This is a genomic window from Thalassospira sp. MCCC 1A01148 (genome assembly GCF_001613795.1).
Lineage (GTDB): Bacteria > Pseudomonadota > Alphaproteobacteria > Rhodospirillales > Thalassospiraceae > Thalassospira.
Map to the genome: position 1 here is coordinate 72058 of NZ_LPVZ01000018.1, position 21565 is coordinate 93622.

Below are 21565 nucleotides of genomic sequence, written 5' to 3' on the forward strand. Positions count from 1 at the left end.
ACTATGCAAGCCGACGAAATTCAACCAAGGAGGATGACGTGGCGAAAGTACTGGTTCTTTATTATTCGATGTATGGACATATCGAAACCATGGCCAATGCCGTGGCCGAAGGCGCACGCGGTGTTGCCGGAACGCATGTTGATGTCAAACGTGTTCCTGAAACCATGCCCGAAGATGTCGCAAAGGGCGCGGGCGCCAAGCTTGATCAGGCTGCCCCGGTTGCCGAGGTTTCCGATCTTCCGGAATATGACGCGATCATCTTTGGTGTACCGACCCGCTTTGGCAACATGCCTGGTCAGATGCGCACCTTCCTTGATCAGACCGGTGGTCTTTGGGCCGAAGGCAAACTGATCGGCAAGGTTGGTTCTGTCTTCACCTCGACCGGCACCCAGCATGGCGGTCATGAAACCACCATCACCTCGACCCATACCACCTTGCTCCATCAGGGGATGGTGATTGCCGGTGTACCTTACAGCTGTGCCGGCCTGACCAATATGGACGAAATCACCGGTGGTTCGCCCTATGGTGCCGGTACGCTTGCCGGTGCTGATGGTTCTCGCCAGCCGTCCCAGAACGAACTTGATATCGCCAAGTTCCAGGGCAAGCACGTAGCAGAACTTGCGGCAAAGCTTGCAGGCTGATTTCGCATCAGCTTTCACAAAAAAGGCAGCACCTTAAACGGGTGCTGCCTTTCTTTTTGGCCGGATGGCCCTAAAACTCGTAACCGAGTTCGCGCGCTTTTTTCATGGCTCTCTTCGCTGCCTTGGGGGCGATCATTAGCCCCCATTGTTGTCCTACCTTTGAGCCGATCGTTGTGAAATGAGGGTTCGCCTCGGCAAGTTTCTGGCCACTTGGTGTCTTGTAAAAGGTGATCGTGTCGTCGATCGTTTCCTCCGACAGAAGCGAGGAATATTGCGGGATCATCAGCTCAAAGAAGATATCGGTGCTGCTGCGCATTTCTTCTTTCATCGCCTCGACCATAACATCGATGTGCTTTTGTGGGGCGTTGGGCAGGTTTGCTTTGATGCTCATCTGTAGCTGTTCGGTGACCATGGGCATCATTGCCTCAATCATTTTGTCAGCGTTGGACAGCTTGATCAGCTTGCGAATTTTGTCGGCCTTGCGTTGTGAAACATCCTGAGCGTAGGTGGGGGATGTAGTGCTGATGAACGCAAGGCCGGTGATCAGAAGTCCCACTACGAACACAGCGCGAAGGCTTTTGACAGCAGGCATGGGTTTGTCCTTTGAAGATGTCGGCCTGTTTTTATCGTTTTCCGAGCGTTTTCGACTTGCCAAGAGATATCTCTATACTCGCGGCATCAGCCAATCAAAGCAACCCTGACGTGTAATGCAAGGTCTTTGTTGGGTTTTTGGAAACAATCAGGTGCCTGATTGGATCTTGTTTAGCGACAGTTTTGTGCGACCATGCCCGACATGAAATTTTGTCCGGCAGTATTGCCGATAGGCGCAGGAGGTTTGAAATGTCTGAGACCGTTAGCAATGCACGTGGTGTCGAGCGGGTCTTGCGCGCGATGGATACGTCTGATGGTGCGGGTGTATCGTTGCGCCGGTCCATCGGGACGCCGCAGCTTGATATGCTTGATCCGTTTCTGATGCTGGACTCGCTTTCGACTGACAATCCCGACGAGTATATCGCAGGCTTCCCGGAACATCCGCATCGCGGTTTTGAAACCGTGACCTATATGGTTGAAGGCGCCATGCGTCACAAGGACAGCATGGGTAATGAGGGTGTTCTGCGTTCAGGCGGTGGACAGTGGATGACCGCGGGTAGCGGCATTGTGCATTCCGAAACGCCGGAACAGGAAAACGGTCTTTTGCAGGGCTTCCAGCTTTGGATCAATCTGCCGGCCAAGGACAAGATGATTGATCCGCGCTACCAGAATATGGAGCCAGATGAACTGCCGGAAGTTTCGCCGGTCGAGGGCGCGCAGCTGCGTTTGCTGGCGGGTTCGATGCATGGCGCAACAGGCCCGATCAACGGAATTTCCACGGACCCGGTCTTTGTCGATGCCAAACTTGATGCCGGTGCGGAACTGACGGTTCCGCTGCCAGAGGGCCACACGGCAGTCGTTTACGTCTTTGTCGGAGATGCGGTCGTTGGCGGCAAAGATGTGCCGACCCATCATTTGGCAATCCTGAAGGACGGTGATGGGGTAACGCTGAAAGGCGGTCCTGACGGAGGCCGCATGCTGGTGATTGCCGCACGTCCAATCCATGAGCAGGTCGTGCGCTATGGCCCGTTTGTCATGAGCAGCAAACAGGAACTGATGCAGGCCTTTGACGATTACCAGCGTGGCAATTTTGTCCGCAAGGCTGCTTCCTGACTTCAGCGACGATCACGCTACCGAAATGTGAATAACCCCCTGATCCGGCGTGTTCAGGGCGTTATTTCGTTTCATGAATCTGATTTGCAGGTGTGAAGCTCTCGCGAGGGAAAGACGACGCCCTTTTTGTCAGTTGTTGTCAGGTGTCGGCATTGACGGGCTCAAGGGCTCCGTCAACCTCGTCTTCAATCACCCAGCGGTCATTCATCCGGCAGGCTGATTTGATTTGGCTGCTGGTACGGTTTCGTGCGGTGAGTTCCTGACGGTAGGTTCGGCACCAGATACCTTTATCGGTTTGAACTGTCTTGAGGGGGGTCACCGCCATCTCAAGGGCACCATAAGATGCAGTTCGCGCAACGCCCGAATTGTTGTTCTCAAGCGATTGCTGAACTGTGTCGGCCAATACATCTTGAGCCGGTTCTGCAATTTTTGCCGGGGCAGGGCCATATGTCACAAGTTCTTCGCTGTGATCATCCCCTGAATTCCAGGATCGATTACGTTTGACGTAAAAGCCGATTTCAGGCGCGTACCACCATTTGGTCGTCTGCATCCAAGATTGCTGGTAATAGCGGGAACACTCGATGACGAAGGTATCAAAAGTGCCTGCCGGAACTTCGATGTTTGCCGTTGCGGGCACCTTGCAGATCAGCCACTGGTCATATTCGTTTACATCGCCTGTATCCGGATCCACATTTGCCGATCTGGTTGACATACGGACTTGTTTGTCAAATTCCAACGGCCAGATATTTCCAGATCCTTCTTTGACATAGGCCGAACCAGAGCGTTCGCGGTCTTCCTTGTCGGTATAGGACCATTCAAGGATCGGACCGGTGAAGTCGCCTGTGGTTTCGAAAAGGTAGTCGCCACCGCCGTTCCAAACAATGCGGTCGCCTTTGGTCTCTTCGACATAAATCGCGCGACCCCCATCAAAAACAAACGCATCGCCTTTGCCAAACACGGGCAATGATGCCGGGCGGAGGTCCGGGCCCGTGTTTTCCGGGCGGTCGGCATATTGGCCAAGACCGTCATTTAGTTCATTGAGAGAGTTGCCAATCTGATCAAGCGTCTGACAAGCGGCCAACGAAGAGAGGCCCAAAACGCAACAAAACGCCCGCAAGTGGCGCATGTGTTTTGGCGTATTCATGTATCTGATCCTGCGCATTCTTTTATTTTGACTGCCCTGGGGCCTTACGTCCACATCTTGTTTGTCGTCTCAAAAGTCAAGGCAGCGATGAAGAGCCTTTCATCGCTGCCTCGTATTTCAAAGCTTTTGTTTCGTCTTCAGTTCGCTTTCTGCATCCGACAGCTTTGCCCCTGGAATCAGACGATAAATGGTTTCCCATTTTCCTTCGCCCGTGCGGCATGCCCGACCATAGAAATTGTCTGCGTTGGTGGTTGTCGCGCTCGACGGGAAGGTCACCTGATATTCGCGGCAGAAGCGCTCGTCCTGACGGAAGGTACGCAGCGGTTCGATTGAAATGGTCTCGGATGTCGTGTCTTCGACACCAAGTGAGACCTGGCGAATATCACCGCTCAGCGTGCGTTCAAGAGTGAGGCTGATTTCCTCATCAAGAAGCGGATTGTTCAATGGCGAGTACGAAGCTGCAAGCGCCACATTTGTCCCAGTTGATGCCGTTTCAACGTCTGCATCCAGCATTTCGGCGTTGAACCAGTTCCCGCCAACGAACGCCAGAAGAACAGCCGCCGCAGCACCGATACCTGTCCAAATCGGGGTGTTGTTGTTTGCGACAACACGGGGGCGCGTATCAATATCGCTTTTTTCCACAAAGCGTTTTGCCGATGTCTTTTTCTGATCAAGGATATCTTCGATGTCTTGGGCCAGTTCCGGATACACACGATCCGTAAGAAGACGTTCGGCCTGATTGCGCAGCACGACAGATTGCCCTGCCATGATATTGAATTGACGCGTCATGGCCGGACATTTTGCAATCCGGTCTTCAAGTTCGCGACATTCAGTGGGGCTCAGTTCGCCATCAATATAGGCAGACAGCAAATTATAGTCCTGATCTTCAAGCTTTGTACTCATGACGAACCTCTTTGAATGCTGTCTTTATCTGTTGTCTTGCCATCGTCATCATGTAATGCGGCAAGTGTTTTTCGGGCTCTCGCGACGCGGCTCATGACTGTGCCATCTGGCACGCCAAGAATTTCTCCGGCTTCGCGATAGCTGTATCCTTCAATCAAAACCAGTGTCAGGGCTGCCCGTTGTTCCTCGGCAAGCGAGGCGAGTGCTGCCTGCAAGAACATCCTGTCCGTGCCACCGTGTGCTTGACCTGGAAAGGCGCTTTCGCGGGCATCCTCAAAAGACACGACATTTCCATGTCGCTGGTCCCGGCGCTTCTCGTCGATCCAGCTCGTCTGGATGATCCTGTAGAGCCAACTGTCCAGTCGGGTGCCCTTTTCAAATTGTGCAATGCGCTCAACGGCCTTGGCGTAGGCAGTTTGCACCAGATCCTCAGCTGCGACGGCATCGCGAGTCAGCGAGCGTGCAAACCGCAAGGCGCGTGGCAAAAGTTCTGCGAGCTCTTGTCTTAAAGCGGTGTCCAAACCAAACGTCCCATTCATGTTTGCAGGCACAATTTTTCGACTTTGTTACGCATATAACGATGGGGCCACGAAGTTTCTTCCCTGACGGATCAAAAAAACATTTGGAAAAATAATTTTCACGGTCGGGAAGAAAACCGGAAGCCGGTGCGTTGTCCTGTCAAATGAACGCGAAATTCACTGGATTAAAGTGGAGCTGACGATGTTGATCACGGATAAAAATAAAAACCTTCGTACACGAATTGCGACAGCAAGCATTCTCGGGTTTGGCGCCTTTGCGATTGCGGCGACACCACTTTCGCTTGACGTCACGCAGTTCGATCTGACCGGTAAAAGTGCATTTGCACAGGGCCAGGGCAACGGCGGTGGCAATGGTAACGGTGGCGGCAACGGCGGCGGCAATGGTAACGGCGGCGGTAACGGCGCCGGTAATGGCGGCGGCGGAAACGGTGGCGGCAATGGCGGCGGAAACGGTGGCGGAAATGGGCCGGGTGGCCCAGACGGCCCCGGGAATAGTGGCAATGCCGGTGGTGGCAATGGCGGCGGTAAAGGTAATGGCGCCGATGGCCCGGGTAAAGGTGCTGCCGCGCGTTCTAATGCCAAGGGTCTGGGTATGCAGGCCGGGGGTGTTGGGCGTGGTGCATCTGCCGCAGAGCGCGGTGTTGGTGCCGAAAAAGGTATGCCGCCCGGTATTGCAAATGCACCGGGTCTTGCGGGCGCTTTGCCACCGGGGATCCAGCGGGTCTTTGGCGCGGCAACCGGACCTGATGTTGATCCGGACGTAGAACGCGAAATCATTACCCAAGGGTGGAAAGATCTGACCGCGCCTGGCGCTGGTGACGATGGTGACACGCCTGATGATGGGGAGCCAGATACCGGTGACACGGGCGATACCGGCGACACTGGTGATACAGGCGACACTGGCGATACAGGTGACACCGGCGATACCGGAGACACTGGAGATACTGGCGACACAGGTGACACAGGTGATACCGGTGGCACGGGTGAAACCGGCGATACAGCCGCCTAACATATCCACTTCAAAGCAGCTGATCCTGCTTTGACCGCAGCGGCCTGAGCCTGGGCCGCAGCAACTTTCAACCCCGTCTGGTCCCCCGCCGGCGGGGTTCTTTTTGTCCGAATTTCAGCCGTTATAAAAGAAAACCCCCGCCGGTTTCCGGCAGGGGTTTCCTGATTGGCAAAGCTGCCGACTGATCAAATTGATCAGGCCATTGCAGCTTTCAAACCTTCATCCAGCTTGTCGAGGAACTGGTTGGTGGTCAGCCATTTCTGGTTCGGGCCGATCAGCAGTGCCAGATCCTTGGTCATGAAGCCGGCTTCGACAGTGTCGACGCAGACTTTTTCAAGGGTTTCAGCAAACTTGACGACTTCCGGGGTGCCATCGAATTCACCACGGTATTTAAGACCCTGGGTCCATGCAAAGATCGACGCAATCGGGTTGGTCGAGGTTTCTTTGCCCTGCTGGTGCTGACGATAGTGACGGGTCACGGTGCCGTGGGCTGCTTCTGCTTCGACGGTCTGCCCATCCGGGGTCATCAGAACAGAGGTCATCAGACCAAGCGAGCCGAAGCCCTGTGCGACGGTGTCGGACTGAACGTCGCCGTCATAGTTCTTACAAGCCCAAACGAAACCACCGTTCCATTTCATCGCACATGCAACCATGTCGTCGATCAGGCGGTGTTCGTAGGTGATGCCAGCTGCTTCGAACTTGTCTTTGAATTCTTCCTGGAAGACTTCTTCGAACAGGTCCTTGAAGCGGCCGTCATAGGCTTTCATGATGGTGTTCTTGGTCGACAGGTAGACCGGCCACCCGAGGTTGAGACCGTAGTTCATGCAAGCACGTGCAAAGCCCTTGATGCTGTCATCAAGGTTGTACATCGACATTGCAACGCCCGAAGACGGGAAGTCGAAGACTTCGTGCTCGATCACTTCACCGCCGTCTGCTGGCTGGAACTTGATGGTCAGTTTACCTGCGCCCGGAACCTTGAAGTCGGTCGCGCGGTACTGGTCACCAAATGCGTGACGGCCGATAACGATCGGCTGGGTCCAACCCGGAACCAGACGTGGAACGTTCGAGCAGATGATCGGCTGACGGAAAACGGTACCGCCAATGATGTTACGGATGGTGCCGTTCGGCGACTTCCACATCTTTTTCAGATCGAATTCTTCAACGCGCTGCTCATCAGGGGTGATGGTCGCGCATTTGACACCAACGCGGTGTTCCTTGATGGCGTTTGCCGCATCAATGGTGATCTGGTCGTCGGTCTCGTCACGTTTCTGAACCGAAAGATCGTAGTATTTCAGGTCAACGTCGAGATACGGCAGGATCAGTTTGTTTTTGATGAAGTCCCAGATGATCCGGGTCATCTCATCGCCGTCAAGTTCGACGATCGGATTCTTAACTTGAATCTTGCTCATAGAATACTCCCTTGCTGGCCGCGGCCGACATGCAGCGCGGCTGCCATTCAAGATGGTTAAATCTCTGTCTTCCGGCGCGCGAGGGAGCGCCCTGGCCGCGTCGGGAGTGCGCAACATACAGTAAGCCACCAGAAAATCAAAGAGGGCTGGAATACAACAATGTGATGAGGGGCACGTAACCCGGAATTCTGCGCTTTCTGATCGTTGATTTAAGCGATTTCTGAGGCTGAAAAGTGCAATAATCCTGATTGTTTAGGCGAATTTGACGATAAGTTCGAAAAAACTGTCTATCGGCCTCGCAGAGCTGATTTTTCTGATCCGGATCAATGACCGCGCGGTCAGTTAAGCGATATCGTGATGCTATTGCTGGTGAGCGATGGAGACTCCGGCCATCGGCAATTCATCAAAGGGGAACTGTCATGAACATGACAAATGAAAACATCATTGTCCTGATAATCTGCGTGATAGGCTTTTGCCTGCTTGGGTTCGGTTTTACCAACCGTGACCGCAATTGGGGTGTCGCAATGATGTGGATCGGGCTTGTCACCATGTTGGGGCCGATTGCCTGGCGGTTGCTGACCCTGTTTGCGTGAAAGTGTCCGATATTTTCAGGCGGGCATGCCTGCAGATCTGTCAGTTATTGAAATTATCGGGTCCGGCGCTGTTCGCGATATGGTGGCAAAAGCGCAGTAATTCTTTCTTTGCGCTACCACCGGGGTGCTCCGCGTAAATTGGCGCGTGGTTACGTTTCGTGCTCGACGCAAATTTTTTCAGAGTCCTTGTCTGACAGCGGCACATTCAAAAGCCCGCAACGGTGTGACCCGGCGCCGTTTTCCGTCTTGTCCGTCCGCTGGAAAAAGCGGCAGCTTGCACAAATTCCAAAGCTTTTTGCATTGTTGAGACGGATTGCCTCATTCAAAACTTGTGAAAGGGCCTCTTGCAGGGACAAGCCGTTCCGGGTTGCTTCGATGCAGGAAGCAAGTTTTTGCCGAGGGTCATTTGTCAGATGCTGTTGTCCCAGTGGGGTAAGGGCAATGTCCACCGAGCGTTTGTCGCGTGCACTGGGCGTTCGTTTAATGCAGTCCTTTTTCTCCAGTGCAATCAACGTTTGGGACACTGTCCCGCGCGTTGAGCCAAGATATTCTGCAAGTGCGGCTGGGGTTCTTGAAAAGCGGTTGGCTTTGGCAAGATAGCGTAATGCTTCCCATTGTGCCGGGTTTAGCGGGCCTTTTTGTTCTTCGGCCTGCATCAGGCGGGCGATCCGTTCAATTAGATCTGCTGCCTTAAGTGCGTCTGGTTTCATATTAATAGCGACTCGATACTAAATGGTTGACCTTCTCGTGGCCTGTGAATATAGATAATAGCGACTCGATACTATTATCACAAGGATCGCAAAATGACTTCACGTATTCTCCCCTTGGCTGGCACCGTCCTGATTGCAGGATTGATTGGCAGCTCAGCACATGCACACCGGATTGAAGCGCCTCTGACGGCAGATAACCCTGCATTTGACATTCATCATGCAGATATCGTTCGCAAAGATACAACCCTTGAATTCACCATGTATTTCGAGGGCGGGCCAGGAACCGAAACACCAGATGCACACGGACAATTGGCAGGCGCCCCGGTGTGGTCATATGTATGGCCAACCTCGATTGACACCTCTGTAATCGGTTTTGACGCAGATGCGGGTATTCTCTCGTTTGCGGTAACGTCCCATCCTGACTTTGATGATACGCCTCTTTTTGATGAAGACGGTGACGGGAATCCGGAAAATGACGGTCGCCGCTGGCATTCGCATTGGGTGGTTCTTGTGCCCGATGACGCCTGTGGGCAGGACGGGTTGAAGGTGCGCGATATTCCTGAGGGTGCAACGCCCAGTCTGCCCAAAACCTGGCCGGGCCTTCCCATTCTGATCGACAGCCCGGGCTGGCATCCCCGCTTTACCGAGGACAGCCTGGTTGTGACCGTCCCGTTTGAGGCAGAGGCTGATCTTGAAGGGGCCAATTTTGATGCGGTAACGGCTGCCTTGCAGGTAAATGCCAGCGTTCACAATCCACTTTTGTGTGTGACCGATGTCTTTGAAGCTGCTGGTGGCTTGAAAATGCCTGGCACGATAAACTAAGGGAGCCGCCGATGGGGAAAACAGCAATCGCCATTCGTCATGTCGGGTTCGAAAACCTCGGTGCTTTTGCCCCTGCCATAAGGGCAGCGGGATATGACATTGTCTATCACGATGTCGGTATGGATGACCGGGAACAACTGGAAACACTGGACCCCGATCTATTGGTTGTTCTTGGCGGCCCCATCGGCGCACATGATGAACACAACTATCCTTTTCTGACGGATTATATTCGTTTCCTTGCCAGCCAACTGGAACGCGACCGGCCGACGATGGGAATCTGCCTTGGTGCACAACTGATAGCACGGGCAGCCGGAAGCCGTGTGTATCCCGGGTCAGTGAAAGAAATCGGTTTTTCTCCGATCACACTTACCGAAGCCGGGCAGAAATCTTGTTTGGCGGTTTTTCAGGAAAGTCCGACAACTTTGCACTGGCACGGCGATACATTTGATTTGCCACGAGGTGCGCAACGTCTGGCAAGCAGTCAGTTTTATGAAAACCAGGCATTTTCCCTCGGTGCGAACATTATCGCGTTCCAGTTCCATCCAGAGGCGACATCAGTTGGTTTTGAGCAATGGCTGATTGGTCATACAGCCGAATTGTCGCAAGAAGGTATAAGTATCCCCCGGCTTCGTGCTGATGCGGAAATGTTTGGAGAGTCACTAGACAAAAAGGCCGGCATTATTTGCAGGTCTTGGCTCAACCAGATTCGGGTGTGAGGGGCGAACTATCTGCGTGGCTATTGTCTGGTTCGATGCCATAGCCACGCAGAAACATATCGACCGCCGCAATTACATGGCTATGCAGGTCCTTTGCCTGTGGTTCCCAGCCCATATAGGTCATCTGGCGAAAATCGTAGTCGGCCTTAACGAGGCTTGTGAAGAATACGGCGGCCTGTTTTGCATCGCCCTTCGGGAAGTTGCCTTCGGCCATCTGGCGCTCAAAAAAAGACGTGATAATACGTCGCCCTTTCATAAGGCCGCTTTCATAAAACACCTTTCCCAGTTTCGGGAAGCGCGGGACTTCCGCCAGAAATAGCCGCATATAGCGGATCGTATCGGGCGAGGTCAGAAGCGTCATAAGCGTTTCGGCAAATTCGATCAGCGCGGCACGCAAGGGCAGTTGCGACAATTCCAGATCAGCCATCACCGATGTAACCCGGCCAGTGCAATCGCGAATGACGGCTTCGAACACGCCATCCTTATTTCCAAACAGCTCATAGATCGTTCGGCGAGATCCGCCGGCCTCGGCGGTGATCATTTCCAGTGTCGTGCCGGCAAGCCCATGTTCGCAAAACAATTCGCGCGCTGCCTCGATCATGGCTTCGCGACGTTTCAGGGTTCTGGGATCAATCTTTTTGCTGTCTGGCACAGGGGTTTTCCGATTCCGCACTTGACGTTTGGTACTGGATAGTACCATAAATTCCCAAATGGTACTGATCAATACCAAAAGGAAGAATCAGGCAATGAGTGTGAAGAAAATTATCCTGCCCCTGATCGCAGCAGCGATTATCGGTGGCGGTGGATATTACGGGTATTATTGGGTGACCGAAGGTCAGTACCATGAAAGTACCGACAATGCGTATCTTCAGGCCGATGAAGTCGCCGTCTCGCCCAAGGTGTCGGGCTATGTTGGCGATTTGCGGGTTGCGGAAAACCAGCCGGTGCGCAAGGGCGACTTGCTTCTGACCATCAAGGATGATGATTTCCGCCTTGAACTGGCTAAGGCCAACGCCGCCCTTGAGGCGCGCCGCTCTGCCGTCGTCACCATGGAAGAACAGATCACCCTTCAGGATGCGGCGATCAAACAGGCAACTGCGAATGTCGATATTGCGCGGGTCGAACTTGGACGCACCAGCGATGATTTCAATCGCTATGAAGATCTGGTCAAAAAGGGTGCGGCCAGCCGTCAGAAATTCGATTACGCGAAGGCAGACCGCGAGAGCGCACAGGCACAGGTGGCAGCTGCCAATGCGACCTTGGCTGTCGAAAAAGGCCGTCTTGGTGTGTTGCGTGCCCAGAAGATCGAGGCAGAACGCGCCGTAAGACAGGCCGAAGCCGCACGTGATCTGGCCCAGCAGGCGCTTGACGATACCCGCCTTTATGCGCCGTTTGATGGTGTTGTCGGAAACCGTTCGGTCCAGACGGGCGCATTGGTTCAGCCGGGTGAGCAACTTCTGGTGCTGGTGCCGCTTCCGGGCACCTATATCGTTGCCAATTTCAAGGAAACCCAGATCAGTCACATGGCCCCGGGGCAGAAGGTCTCGGTCGAGGTGGATGCCTTCCCGGATGCCGAGATTGTTGGCCATGTCGCGAGCTTTGCCCCGGCAACCGGTGCGCAATTCAGCCTGCTGCCACCGGAAAATGCCACCGGCAACTTCACCAAAATCACCCAGCGTGTCCCGGTTCGGATCGAACTGGATGACAGCAAATGGGCCAAGGCACTGCGACCGGGGCTTTCGGTGGTGGTCAATGTTGATACCCGCAATGCCAATGGCGAAGAAGAAGTCGCCGGTGTTGGTCTTGCGCAGGGGATCGTCCCGACGGCGGAACTTTCGGAGCTTAACTGATGGCAACCGTCAGCCCGACAACAGTGCCGCAATCCGAAACGCGCCCGATGGAAACCGCCCAGTTTATCGGCTGGGTGGCGATGGTTGTCGGCATGTTTCTGGCGATCCTTGATATTCAGATTGTCGCCAGTTCGCTTGAAAACATTCAGGCAGGATTGTCGGCAAGCCCCGATGAAATCGGCTGGGTTCAGACCAGTTATCTGATTGCCGAAGTGGTGATGATCCCGCTTTCGGGGTTCCTGTCGCGCCTGATGTCAACGCGTTGGCTTTTCGTGATTTCAGCACTTGGCTTTACCGTGATGTCGGTGGCGTCGGCCTTTGCCTGGTCGATCGAAAGCATGATCTGGTTCCGCGCCCTTCAGGGGTTTCTTGGCGGGGCGATGATCCCGACCGTGTTTGCCACGACCTATATCATTTTCCCGCCTGACAAACGCAATGCCGCGTCGGTCATGATTGGGTTGATTGCCACCATGGCGCCGACCATCGGACCTACCCTTGGCGGGTTTTTGACGCAGTCATTGTCCTGGCACTGGCTGTTTCTGATCAACGTGATTCCCGGTCTGATGATTGCCGCGATTGTTGCCATGACATTGCGTGTGGATCGGGGTGATATCGGCTTGCTCAAGGATTTTGATCTGCGCGGGCTTTTGGCGATGGCGGTATTTCTGGGCAGTCTGGAATATGTCCTTGATGAAGGGCCCAAGGATGACTGGTTTGATGAAACTGCAATCGTTTACGGCACGATCACATGCGCCATTGCCGGGATCTATTTCTTCTGGCGAATGTTTACCTATGACAAGCCGATTGTGGACCTGAAATCCTTTGCCGATCGCAACTTCACCATGGGCTGCGTGTTCAGTTTTACCCTTGGTATCGGGCTTTATGGCAGCGTCTATGTGATGCCATTGATGCTGGGGCGGGTGCGTGGTTATGACAGTCTTGAAATCGGCGTGGTCATGGCGGTAACCGGCATCAGCCAGTTCCTGTCCGCCCCGATTGCCGGAAAAATGACGGCAAAGTATCCGCCGCGTGTTGTGCTGGGTATCGGGCTTGCGCTGTTTGCGACGGGCCTTGCCATGCATGGTTTCAATACCAGCGAAGTGTCTTTTAACGAATTAATCTTGCCGCAAGTTGTCCGCGGGGCAGCGCTGATGTTTTGCATGTTGCCGGTGACCAATCTGGCGTTGGGAACCCTGCCGCCTGAAAAAATCAAAAACGCCAGCGGGCTTTATAACCTGATGCGGAATCTGGGTGGGGCGATTGGCATGGCGGCGATCAACACGCTGCTTGATAAACGCATTGATTACCACTTCTCGGTTTTATCCGATCACATCAACCCGGCTAGCGCGGCGTTCAGGGACTATCTGGCGACCCTTACGGCACGCTATAGCGAGATGGGCCTGCCTGATGCGCATGCTGCGGCGATGAAGTTCATTGTTGGCATCGTCAATCGTGAGGCATCGATCATTTCGTTTAATGATGTCTATCTGGCGATGGCAGCAGCCTTTTTGATGGCGTTTCTGTTATTGCCGTTTGCAAAGCCCCCACGCGGTCAGGCGACCGTGGGCGATGGGCACTAACAGGCGGAAACGAAACGCAAAACGCGGGAAAAGACAGAAAAAGGCCACACACGTGTTCCCCCGACCCCGGCAAGCAGATGCTTGCGTGTGGCCTTGCCGACCCTTGGTAACCAAGGGTCGGCTTTTTTGGTTCTGGCGACTTATAAAAAAACAAGCGTCATAAATAAGTTATTCAACCAACAGTATTTTTACGATAGCATTACCCGACTATAACAAGCTCGACAGGTCTTATCGCAACGTAGCCTTTGAGACGGAGTGCAAGGGACTAATTTCCACTTCGTTGCGGTTCCAGCTGTGAATAGCTGATTGTTTTCCTGATAAAAATCACTGTGGCCCCACACGTTCCAGGGTGAGATCGCCCGGAACTCTTTTGGTGATATGCCATGTGCATGTCCGAAGGATAGGAGCAGACGATGAAGAAGTTTCTGACAACGGCGGCGGCGGTGATTTCACTGGTTGCAGTCGGTGGTATTGCATCGGCGCAAGACACCGGTTCAGAAGAAAAACCAAATATTCTTGTGATCTGGGGTGATGACATCGGGTGGCAAAACTTGTCATCCTATGGTCTGGGCACCATGGGCTATACCACGCCCAATATCGACCGGATTGCCAATGAAGGCATTCGTTTCACCGATCACTATGCCCAACCCAGCTGCACGGCCGGTCGCGCGGCCTTTATCACCGGGCAATATCCGATCCGTTCAGGCATGACGACGGTTGGCCAGCCGGGCGCGACACTTGGCCTGCAAAAGGAAAGCCCGACACTGGCAGAGCTTCTGAAGCAAGAGGGCTATCGCACCGGGCAGTTTGGCAAAAACCATCTGGGCGACCGCAATGAACATTTGCCGACCGTTCATGGTTTTGACGAGTTCTTTGGCAATCTTTATCACCTCAATACGCAGGAAGAAGCCGAGCAGCGTGACTATCAACGCTTTGCCGAACAGTTCGCCGGATCGCTTGAGGAATATGACGCCCGCTTTGGCACCCGCGGGGTATTGCACAGCTTTGCCACCGAAGAAGACAACGGCACGGTCGATCCACGCTTTGGCCGGGTTGGCAAACAGATCATTCAGGATACCGGTCCACTCACCCAGGAACGGATGAAGGATTTTGACGGGGCGGAAATCATCCCGGCGGCGATCAACTTCATGACGGCTGCCAAGGATGCCGACGAGCCGTTCTTTGTCTGGCTTAACACCAGCCGCATGCACCTTTACACCCGCCTGAATGACCAGTGGCGCTACGCCGCCGAGGAATATACATCCGAGGCCGACTATCACGGCAGCGGCATGTTGCAGCATGACCACGATATCGGCGGTGTGCTTGACTGGCTTGATGCGCAGGGTTTGGCCGAAAACACCATTGTCTGGTATTCGACCGATAATGGGCCTGAGCATGCATCCTGGCCGCATGGCGCGACCACCCCGTTCCGTGGCGAGAAAATGACCACCTATGAAGGCGGCGTTCGTGTGCCATCCATGATCCGCTGGCCGGGAAAACTGCCCGAAGACAAAATACTGAACGGCATTCAGGGCCATCAGGACATGTTCACATCCCTTGCCGTTGCTGCCGGGATTGATGATCCTGCCGAACGTGTGATGGAAGAAAAAAACCAGTATATTGATGGGGTGAACAACCTGCCTTATTGGCAAGGCGAAACCGACCAGTCGGCACGTGATCACATCTTCTATTATTTCGAAAGCCAGTTGACGGCTGTGCGTGTCGGTCCTTGGAAAATGCACTTCGCGCTCAAGGAAGATTACTACGACAACATGACGCCGCGGAACTTCCCGATGATCTTCAATCTGCGGATGGATCCGTTCGAAAGCTATAGCAGCATTGATTCCTATGGCCACCTTGCGCAGAAGGTTTCCTGGCTGATGCAGCCCGTCAGTGTGCTGATGACCCAGCATCTTCAGACGCTTGGTGAATATCCTCCTGTGCAGGGCGGGGCATCGTTTGACATGTCAAACATGGTTCAGGACTTCCTTGCCAAGGGACGTCAGTAACATGCCAAGATCGACGATCTTTGCGAGGCACATCGTTATGCGATGTGCCTCCATCCTTTCCCTGAGTGTCCTTTTAGTCGCACCACCGGTCAGCTTTTCATATGCGGCGGAGCTGCCGGAGTTTGTCGAGATTTCCGGCGGGACGTTCCTGATGGGGGAAGACCGGATCTATCAAGAAGAAACCAAAATCCATCAGGTGACCGTGTCTTCGTTTGCAATCAGTCGCACAGAAGTCACCAATGCCCAGTTCCGCAAATTTGTTGAGGAAACCGGGTATGTTACCTCGGTGGAGAAGCCGCTTGATCCGGCGGACTATCCCGGCGTGCCCAAGGACCTGCTTCAACCCGGATCGATGGTTTTTGCCCAACCCGCTGGCGCGGTGGATATGGGTGATATCCGAAACTGGTGGCGGTATATCGCCGGGGCAAACTGGCAACATCCGACCGGACCCGAAAGCAGCATCGATGGCCTTGATGATCACCCGGTAACACAGGTGTCCATTGAGGATGCCCGTGCCTATGCCAAATGGGCAGGTGGCAGGCTTCCGACCGAGGCGGAGTGGGAATTTGCCGCGCGTGGTGGTCTGTCGCGCAAGGCGTATGTCTGGGGCGACACATATGACCCCGCCCAGGGCTGGAAAGCCAATAGCTGGCAGGGGCAGTTCCCCGGCGAGGACCTAGCAGATGACGGCTATCACGGAACCGCACCTGTCGGGCAGTTTGCGGCAAATGCATATGGTCTTTACGACATGGCCGGAAATGTTTGGGAACATGTCAGCGACTGGTGGGTGCCGGGACATCCTGACAAGGCCCAGACGGACCCAAGCGGCCCGCCGATGAAACTTGCCGCACGTTTTGCCAGCGGTGCAACCGGCCCGATGACCGTTGTTAAGGGCGGTTCATGGTTATGTGCACCAAATTTCTGCCTGCGCTATCGCCCGGCCGCCCGACAACCTGCCGAGGGGCATATCGGGTCCAACCACATCGGTTTCCGCATCGTCAGGGATATGGAGTGACGCGCCGGATCCTGTAACAAAGGAGCAGCACATGGGCTTTACGCAATTTTCGACGCAGCTTTTACAACAGATAGTCTTGGTCTGTGTGATTGGACTTGGTACAGCGCTGACGCATGCGAATGCCCTTGCGCAAACGGATAACTCCGATCTTGCAAAACAACTTGCCAATCCGGTGGCCAATCTGATCAGCCTGCCGTTTCAGGGCAATTATGACAGCGGATATGGTTCGGCTGACGGGGAAAAATATCTGATCAATGTGCAGCCGGTCATGCCAATGCGCCTGAATGATGACTGGAACCTGATTTCGCGTACCATCCTGCCGCTGGTGCACCAGAACGATCTCAACGGCAATAGTGGCACGGATACCGGCATTGGCGATACGGTTCAAAGTTTCTTCTTGTCGCCGGTTGAACCCACCGAAAGCGGCCTGATCTGGGGTGTTGGTCCGGCATTGCTGCTGCCAACCGCCAGTCAGAACAGTCTTGGCGTTGATCAATGGGGGGCAGGTCCGACGGCTGTGGGTTTGTTTGCCGATGGTCCATGGACCTATGGTATGTTGACCAACCATGTCTGGGGCGCGGACGAAGGGTCTGCTGCTTCGGCCACAAACGCCAGTTTCTTCCAGCCATTTATCAATTACACCACGCCGAATGCCTGGACTTTCGCGCTGAATACCGAAAGCACCTATAACTGGGCTGCCGATCAATGGTCGGTGCCGGTCAATGGCATCGTTTCCAAGCTGACCAGTATTGGCGATCAAAAAATCAGCGTGGGTGCGGGGGTACGCTACTGGGTGGATGGTCCAGATGCCGGTCCCGATGGATGGGGTGCACGGCTGGTGCTGACATTCCTGTTTCCGAAGTAACAAGCCAGATTGAATGCCGGGTTGGGGATATTTTTAAAAACCAGCATCGCGCGTGTGCAATAATCGGAAACAGACGTAAACACGCGCGACGACAGATCGCATGTTGTTTTTTGAGGGGGGGGAGGGGAGCTGTGAAGGCACCGTCAATTAGTGACCTTTGGGGGATTGCAGGTTTCGGGGTGCTGGCTATTGCGTTGGCGCCGTTCGATGCCCGTGCTGCCAACTGCGCAGCCAGTGGCGGGTTGATTTTCGTTGGCAAAACATCTGATAGCGCCAGTTCGGTCTGGCTTTCAGGTACCAGCGCCGGGGCGTTTCGCCTTGATGCACAAGGGGCAACCAAGGATACCTGGAACCAGGCGCGGCGCGGTTTGCATCTGACCCTGTCTGATGTGGTATCGACCGGAAATGGCGGCACGCACCATTTGTATGACAACAGTGGTGGGGGCTGTCTTCTGGACAGTCAAAACCAGAAAGGCGGGGTGAACCTGCCACCCATCGGACGATTATTCCCTGATTTTCTGACACCAGAGGTGCCGGTGGTTGTTGATCCGCCCGTTGCGATCAAACCCCCGATCGGGATTTTGCCGCCCCAAACGATCACACCGGAAATCCCCATCGCCGTGATCCCGCCAATCGGTATCCTGCCGCCGACCGGTATCACGCCCGAGATCCCGATTGCCGTCAAGCCGCCCATCGGCATTCTGCCACCCGATCTGATTACGCCGGAACTCCCGATTGGTGTAACACCCCCCATCGGAACCTTGCCGCCAACCGGGATTACCCCGGAACTTCCCATCGACACAAAACCACCCATTGGTGTGCTGCCCCCGGAGCCAATTACACCGGAACGCCCCATTGGTGTAACGCCCCCCATCGGAACCTTGCCGCCAACCGGGATCACCCCGGAACTTCCCATCGACACAAAACCGCCCATCGGGGTGCTGCCCCCGGAGCCGATCACGCCTGAGGTTCCGGCGATCACCCCGCCATCGCCAAACGTGCCTGAAACAGTTGCCAATGCGCAGCTTCCAAAGCGGCCGGACGCGTATCTTGCGGACAGTACCTGTGCGATCCTTGAAGGAAATGGATATCTGTATCTCGATGAAAGCGGCGCGATCTTTACCGCACCGTGCACCTTGGTACGTCAGGGTGGTTACGAGGGGATAACGGTGGCCTCGCTTCTGGAGCAATCCGATGTGCCTTTGACCCCCGGCAGGGACTTTTTCAGTGACCCCTTGTGGAATTTCTGGTCGGAAACGCGCGGGGTTTATGCTCAGGATCGTCGATACAACCTTGATACCGAAGGTTACAGCGGATCCTTCCTGTTCGGGGTTGATCGCGAAATTGCCGAGGATACGGTTGCAGGTGTTTCCGCCTCTTTCGAAACCAGCGGATCAGAGGGATATGACGGTGGTCTTGAAACGGCGGCTTATGGTCTGTCGGTCGGACCATATTTTGCCCATAGATTGTCGCCGCAATGGGCGATTCAAGGGTCGCTTGGCTATATGTTGCTGCAAAATGACCTTGAGGTTGTTGTGCTTGAAGGGAATTACTTTTCCCATCAACTTTCAGCTGCTGCTGCGATCAACGGGCAGTATCGTTATGAAGAATGGTTCTTGCGCCCGCGCTTTGGACTTTCCTATGCCGAAACCTTTGTCGAGGACTATGACCTGAGCGGGACCATCAATGGCACACCCGTGACGGTTGATATCGGGTCGGATCATTTTGGCTATGGTTCGGCGGAAATATCGGGCGAGGCCAGCCGCTATGTTGATCTGGGTGATGATCTTCTTGGGATGCCCTATGGCGAGCTTGGGCTACACATCGCACTGGATCGCCCCAATGATGGCAAGATCCTGTCGGGTGATCTGCGACTTGAAGACACATCACCTGTGACCGGTACAATCCGGGGCGGGATGCGGTTTTTCTATGAGGACCGGATCGCCTTTGATGTCGGGGCCGGGTATCTCAGTATCGGGCAGAACGGGCTTGATATCTGGGAGGCGAAGGCACGCGTGTCCTTCGCGTTTTGATCCGCAAAAGAAAACGCCCGGGTGGGAGGCCCGGACGTTTCAGCCTTTCGGGGGGAGGCCGAAAGGCGCAAGATGTTGCTGCCGCATCGTGTCTGGGGAGATCACGTGGCTCTCCGTGTGGTGCCACGGAGACACATCCTGCAGGGACTGGATGTGAGAACCAATGTGATACAATCGGGCGCTCAAGAAAAGAGATCGAGAACACACCCCCGAACGGTGACACTCTATCGGATGCCTGCGCGCAAGAAGGCCTGAATGAATTGCCGCTGGAAGATCAGAAACGCCATCAGAAGCGGGGCGATGGTCATGATAGTTGCCGCACTGATCACCGAGATATCCACCCCGGTTTCCGGTGCGCCAAACAGTGATAAGCCCACCGTCAGCGGCCTTGTTTCTGGCGAGTTGGTCACAATCAACGGCCACAGGAAGTTGTTCCAGTGTGTGGCGATGGATACCAGCGCATAGGCCAGATAGACCGGCTTGGCCGCAGGTACATAGACCTTCCACAGAACACCCATCCAACTGCATCCTTCGATCCGCGCGGCTTCTTCAAGCTCGATTGGCACGGATTTGAAGGCTTGCCTTAACAAGAAAATGCCAAATGCACTGGCCATGTAAGGCAGACCGATGCCAAGTGCTGTATCAAACAGACCCAGCTTGGACACGATGGCGTAGTTTTCGACAATCAGCACTTCCGGCAGAATGAAAAGCTGCAGAAGGACCAGGATAAAGACCGTATCACGCCCCTTGAACTCAAACCGGGCAAAGGCAAATCCGGCAAGGGTACACAGCACCAACTGACCTGCAAGGATCAGGGTCACAAGCACCACGGTATTGGTAAAATACCCGCCCCACGGCACGGCACCCCAGACATAGACAAAGTTCTCGAACGTCAGTGGATTGGAAAAATCCAGACCAAGGGCCGTGCCCGATGGTTGCAATGCCGCCCAGGCGGCAAACAGCAGCGGTGAAATCCAGACAATTGCGAGAACCCATGCGCCAAGTACATCCAGTACCTTGTCGAGATCAGGCAGTTTGAGTGTGGTGTTGGCAGTGACGGTATCTGTTTTCATCGGTAGTGGGTCCGTTTTTCAACCAGTCGGAACTGCGCGACGGCGACAAGGCCAAGGGCCAGCAAGACAAGAATGGTCATGGCGGCGGCATGCGGGCTGTCGAAATAGGCAAATGCCATTTCCCAGATCCAGTACAGGATCAGTTTTGACGCATTGTTGGGCCCGCCCTTGGTCAGGATGAACAGATGGTCGATCAGCTTGACCGAATTGATCATCGCATTGACAAACACAAAGATCGTGGTCGGCATCAAAAGCGGTAGCAACACGCGGCGTGTATAGGTCCAGCGACCGGCCCCCTCGATCCGGGCGGCTTCGCGCAGATCCGGCGGGATGGTTTGAAGGGCTGCCAGATAAAAGATCATGAAGAACCCGGCTTCCTTCCAGATCGTCACGATGATCACGGATGCCAGGGCCGTTTCCGGCTGTCCCAGCCAGTTGGTCGGCGATGCGCCAAAGAAGCCGGTAATCTGGTCAATCACCCCAAGATCGGGGGTATAGAAAAACAGCCACAAATTGGCTGCGGCAATCATTGGCAAAATGGTCGGCGTGAAATAGGCACTGCGCACGAATGATCGTGCCGGGATATGGGCATTGGCCCAAAGCGCCATGACGAGCGCAAAGATGATCGAAACCGGGATCGTCACCCCGGCATAAATCAGGTTGTTTGTCGCAACCGTCCAAAAGGTCGGATCAGCAAACAGATCGCCATAGTTTTCAAATCCGGAAAAGACTGACGGGCGGCGTGACGTGCCGCGGCTAAACAGGCTGTGCCAAAAAGTCGCAATGGCCGGGTAAAAGGCAAACAGGCTCATCAGGGCCAATGCCGGTGCGGCCAGCATCCAGCCATAAAGCGCCAGCCTGCGTTTTTGAAGTCGGGCCATTTCATTCATGGTCGGCACGTCCTGCGAAGAAATCAATTAATCAAAATCATCAAACAAAGGCGCCGAAGC

Annotated in this window: 21 protein-coding genes; 12 read left to right on the forward strand and 9 right to left on the reverse strand. The window is 54.5% G+C overall.

From position 1 onward, the window contains the following. Positions 1-38: 38 nt before the first annotated feature. A complete protein-coding gene (wrbA, locus tag AUQ43_RS06885) occupies positions 39-641 on the forward strand; it encodes an NAD(P)H:quinone oxidoreductase (protein ID WP_062955526.1) in 603 nt (200 codons plus the stop codon). 70 nt (positions 642-711) lie between these two features. On the opposite strand, the gene AUQ43_RS06890 is transcribed toward wrbA, so the two are convergent. Beyond that, positions 712-1233 carry a DUF2059 domain-containing protein gene (locus tag AUQ43_RS06890; protein WP_062955527.1) on the reverse strand — a complete coding sequence of 174 codons (522 nt, stop codon included), beginning with the start codon at positions 1231-1233 and terminating at the stop codon, positions 712-714. A 248-nt stretch (positions 1234-1481) separates the two neighbouring features. Here AUQ43_RS06890 and AUQ43_RS06895 point away from each other — a divergent pair, with 248 nt between their 5' ends. Then, the gene (locus AUQ43_RS06895) at positions 1482-2345 is read left to right on the forward strand and encodes a pirin family protein (RefSeq protein WP_062955528.1); all 864 of its coding nucleotides are present in this window, start codon (positions 1482-1484) and stop codon (positions 2343-2345) included. Positions 2346-2484: 139 nt separating this feature from the next. Here the strand turns inward: AUQ43_RS06895 and AUQ43_RS06900 are convergent, their stop codons facing one another. The 3 genes from AUQ43_RS06900 to AUQ43_RS06910 all read right to left on the reverse strand — a co-directional run bounded on the left by AUQ43_RS06900 (position 2485) and on the right by AUQ43_RS06910 (position 4913). Next, entirely contained in the window at positions 2485-3489 is a 1005-nt protein-coding gene (locus AUQ43_RS06900) for a hypothetical protein (protein WP_114129865.1), read from the reverse strand. A gap of 117 nt (positions 3490-3606) precedes the next feature. After that, on the reverse strand, positions 3607-4392 hold the full coding sequence (locus AUQ43_RS06905; RefSeq protein ID WP_062955530.1) for a zf-HC2 domain-containing protein: 786 nt from the start codon (positions 4390-4392) through the stop codon (positions 3607-3609). Beyond that, positions 4389-4913, reverse strand: a complete 525-nt coding sequence (locus tag AUQ43_RS06910; RefSeq protein ID WP_232310612.1) for an RNA polymerase sigma factor — start codon at positions 4911-4913, stop codon at positions 4389-4391. Before AUQ43_RS06910 ends, AUQ43_RS06905 begins: the two co-directional genes overlap by 4 nt. Positions 4914-5112: 199 nt before the next feature. On the opposite strand from AUQ43_RS06910, the gene AUQ43_RS06915 reads away from it, so the two are divergent. Continuing rightward, positions 5113-5940, forward strand: a complete 828-nt coding sequence (locus AUQ43_RS06915; RefSeq protein ID WP_157088440.1) for a hypothetical protein — start codon at positions 5113-5115, stop codon at positions 5938-5940. Positions 5941-6134: 194 nt separating this feature from the next. Here AUQ43_RS06915 and AUQ43_RS06920 read toward each other — a convergent pair whose 3' ends face one another. After that, the gene (locus AUQ43_RS06920) at positions 6135-7349 is read right to left on the reverse strand and encodes an NADP-dependent isocitrate dehydrogenase (protein WP_062955532.1); all 1215 of its coding nucleotides are present in this window, start codon (positions 7347-7349) and stop codon (positions 6135-6137) included. A 419-nt stretch (positions 7350-7768) separates the two neighbouring features. Between AUQ43_RS06920 and AUQ43_RS20240 the strand changes: the two genes are divergently transcribed. Then, positions 7769-7942: a hypothetical protein gene (locus AUQ43_RS20240; protein ID WP_157088442.1), complete on the forward strand. Its 174-nt coding sequence runs from the start codon at positions 7769-7771 to the stop codon at positions 7940-7942. A 149-nt stretch (positions 7943-8091) separates the two neighbouring features. Here the strand turns inward: AUQ43_RS20240 and AUQ43_RS06925 are convergent, their stop codons facing one another. Further along, entirely contained in the window at positions 8092-8598 is a 507-nt protein-coding gene (locus tag AUQ43_RS06925; protein ID WP_198157156.1) for a MarR family winged helix-turn-helix transcriptional regulator, read from the reverse strand. Positions 8599-8745: 147 nt separating this feature from the next. On the opposite strand from AUQ43_RS06925, the gene AUQ43_RS06930 reads away from it, so the two are divergent. Both AUQ43_RS06930 and AUQ43_RS06935 read left to right on the forward strand, forming a co-directional pair. Beyond that, the gene (locus AUQ43_RS06930; protein ID WP_062955534.1) at positions 8746-9474 is read left to right on the forward strand and encodes a hypothetical protein; all 729 of its coding nucleotides are present in this window, start codon (positions 8746-8748) and stop codon (positions 9472-9474) included. Between the two features lie 11 nt (positions 9475-9485). Further along, positions 9486-10190, forward strand: coding sequence for a glutamine amidotransferase (locus AUQ43_RS06935; protein ID WP_062955535.1), 705 nt, complete (start codon positions 9486-9488; stop codon positions 10188-10190). On the opposite strand, the gene AUQ43_RS06940 is transcribed toward AUQ43_RS06935, so the two are convergent. Then, complete coding sequence (locus AUQ43_RS06940) at positions 10171-10842, reverse strand: TetR/AcrR family transcriptional regulator (RefSeq protein WP_062955536.1); 672 nt, start codon at positions 10840-10842, stop codon at positions 10171-10173. The two genes, AUQ43_RS06935 and AUQ43_RS06940, sit on opposite strands and share 20 nt — an antisense overlap. 94 nt (positions 10843-10936) lie before the next feature. On the opposite strand from AUQ43_RS06940, the gene AUQ43_RS06945 reads away from it, so the two are divergent. From AUQ43_RS06945 to AUQ43_RS06970, 6 genes are all read left to right on the forward strand, one after another. Continuing rightward, positions 10937-12040, forward strand: a complete 1104-nt coding sequence (locus AUQ43_RS06945) for an HlyD family secretion protein (RefSeq protein ID WP_062955705.1) — start codon at positions 10937-10939, stop codon at positions 12038-12040. Next, positions 12040-13620 carry a DHA2 family efflux MFS transporter permease subunit gene (locus AUQ43_RS06950; RefSeq protein WP_062955537.1) on the forward strand — a complete coding sequence of 527 codons (1581 nt, stop codon included), beginning with the start codon at positions 12040-12042 and terminating at the stop codon, positions 13618-13620. The genes AUQ43_RS06945 and AUQ43_RS06950 overlap by 1 nt, the downstream gene beginning before the upstream one ends. A gap of 413 nt (positions 13621-14033) precedes the next feature. Next, positions 14034-15629 carry an arylsulfatase gene (locus tag AUQ43_RS06955; RefSeq protein ID WP_084272015.1) on the forward strand — a complete coding sequence of 532 codons (1596 nt, stop codon included), beginning with the start codon at positions 14034-14036 and terminating at the stop codon, positions 15627-15629. Between the two features lie 37 nt (positions 15630-15666). Next, positions 15667-16644 carry a formylglycine-generating enzyme family protein gene (locus AUQ43_RS06960; RefSeq protein WP_084272016.1) on the forward strand — a complete coding sequence of 326 codons (978 nt, stop codon included), beginning with the start codon at positions 15667-15669 and terminating at the stop codon, positions 16642-16644. Positions 16645-16675: 31 nt separating this feature from the next. Further along, a complete protein-coding gene (locus AUQ43_RS06965) occupies positions 16676-17509 on the forward strand; it encodes a hypothetical protein (RefSeq protein WP_062955538.1) in 834 nt (277 codons plus the stop codon). 131 nt (positions 17510-17640) lie between these two features. Next, positions 17641-19542 carry an autotransporter outer membrane beta-barrel domain-containing protein gene (locus AUQ43_RS06970; RefSeq protein WP_062955539.1) on the forward strand — a complete coding sequence of 634 codons (1902 nt, stop codon included), beginning with the start codon at positions 17641-17643 and terminating at the stop codon, positions 19540-19542. A gap of 224 nt (positions 19543-19766) precedes the next feature. Here the strand turns inward: AUQ43_RS06970 and AUQ43_RS06975 are convergent, their stop codons facing one another. Next, positions 19767-20615 (reverse strand): carbohydrate ABC transporter permease, encoded by an 849-nt coding sequence (locus AUQ43_RS06975; protein WP_062955540.1) that lies wholly within the window; start codon positions 20613-20615, stop codon positions 19767-19769. Further along, the gene (locus AUQ43_RS06980) at positions 20612-21505 is read right to left on the reverse strand and encodes a carbohydrate ABC transporter permease (protein ID WP_062955541.1); all 894 of its coding nucleotides are present in this window, start codon (positions 21503-21505) and stop codon (positions 20612-20614) included. The genes AUQ43_RS06975 and AUQ43_RS06980 overlap by 4 nt, the downstream gene beginning before the upstream one ends. Positions 21506-21565 lie beyond the last annotated feature (60 nt).

Bases quoted from the DNA above. Each gene is read 5' to 3' on its own strand.
- AUQ43_RS06925 (WP_198157156.1), bottom strand. From the start codon at position 8,598: ATGCAGGCCGAAGAACAAAAAGGCCCGCTAAACCCGGCACAATGGGAA.
- AUQ43_RS06905 (WP_062955530.1), bottom strand. From the start codon at position 4,392: ATGAGTACAAAGCTTGAAGATCAGGACTATAATTTGCTGTCTGCCTAT.
- AUQ43_RS06915 (WP_157088440.1), top strand. From the start codon at position 5,113: ATGTTGATCACGGATAAAAATAAAAACCTTCGTACACGAATTGCGACA.
- AUQ43_RS06980 (WP_062955541.1), bottom strand. From the start codon at position 21,505: ATGAATGAAATGGCCCGACTTCAAAAACGCAGGCTGGCGCTTTATGGC.
- AUQ43_RS06945 (WP_062955705.1), top strand. From the start codon at position 10,937: ATGAGTGTGAAGAAAATTATCCTGCCCCTGATCGCAGCAGCGATTATC.
- AUQ43_RS06935 (WP_062955535.1), top strand. From the start codon at position 9,486: ATGGGGAAAACAGCAATCGCCATTCGTCATGTCGGGTTCGAAAACCTC.
- AUQ43_RS06965 (WP_062955538.1), top strand. From the start codon at position 16,676: ATGGGCTTTACGCAATTTTCGACGCAGCTTTTACAACAGATAGTCTTG.
- AUQ43_RS06955 (WP_084272015.1), top strand. From the start codon at position 14,034: ATGAAGAAGTTTCTGACAACGGCGGCGGCGGTGATTTCACTGGTTGCA.
- AUQ43_RS06950 (WP_062955537.1), top strand. From the start codon at position 12,040: ATGGCAACCGTCAGCCCGACAACAGTGCCGCAATCCGAAACGCGCCCG.
- AUQ43_RS06930 (WP_062955534.1), top strand. From the start codon at position 8,746: ATGACTTCACGTATTCTCCCCTTGGCTGGCACCGTCCTGATTGCAGGA.
- AUQ43_RS20240 (WP_157088442.1), top strand. From the start codon at position 7,769: ATGAACATGACAAATGAAAACATCATTGTCCTGATAATCTGCGTGATA.
- AUQ43_RS06975 (WP_062955540.1), bottom strand. From the start codon at position 20,615: ATGAAAACAGATACCGTCACTGCCAACACCACACTCAAACTGCCTGAT.
- AUQ43_RS06920 (WP_062955532.1), bottom strand. From the start codon at position 7,349: ATGAGCAAGATTCAAGTTAAGAATCCGATCGTCGAACTTGACGGCGAT.
- AUQ43_RS06895 (WP_062955528.1), top strand. From the start codon at position 1,482: ATGTCTGAGACCGTTAGCAATGCACGTGGTGTCGAGCGGGTCTTGCGC.
- AUQ43_RS06900 (WP_114129865.1), bottom strand. From the start codon at position 3,489: ATGAATACGCCAAAACACATGCGCCACTTGCGGGCGTTTTGTTGCGTT.
- AUQ43_RS06890 (WP_062955527.1), bottom strand. From the start codon at position 1,233: ATGCCTGCTGTCAAAAGCCTTCGCGCTGTGTTCGTAGTGGGACTTCTG.
- AUQ43_RS06960 (WP_084272016.1), top strand. From the start codon at position 15,667: ATGCGATGTGCCTCCATCCTTTCCCTGAGTGTCCTTTTAGTCGCACCA.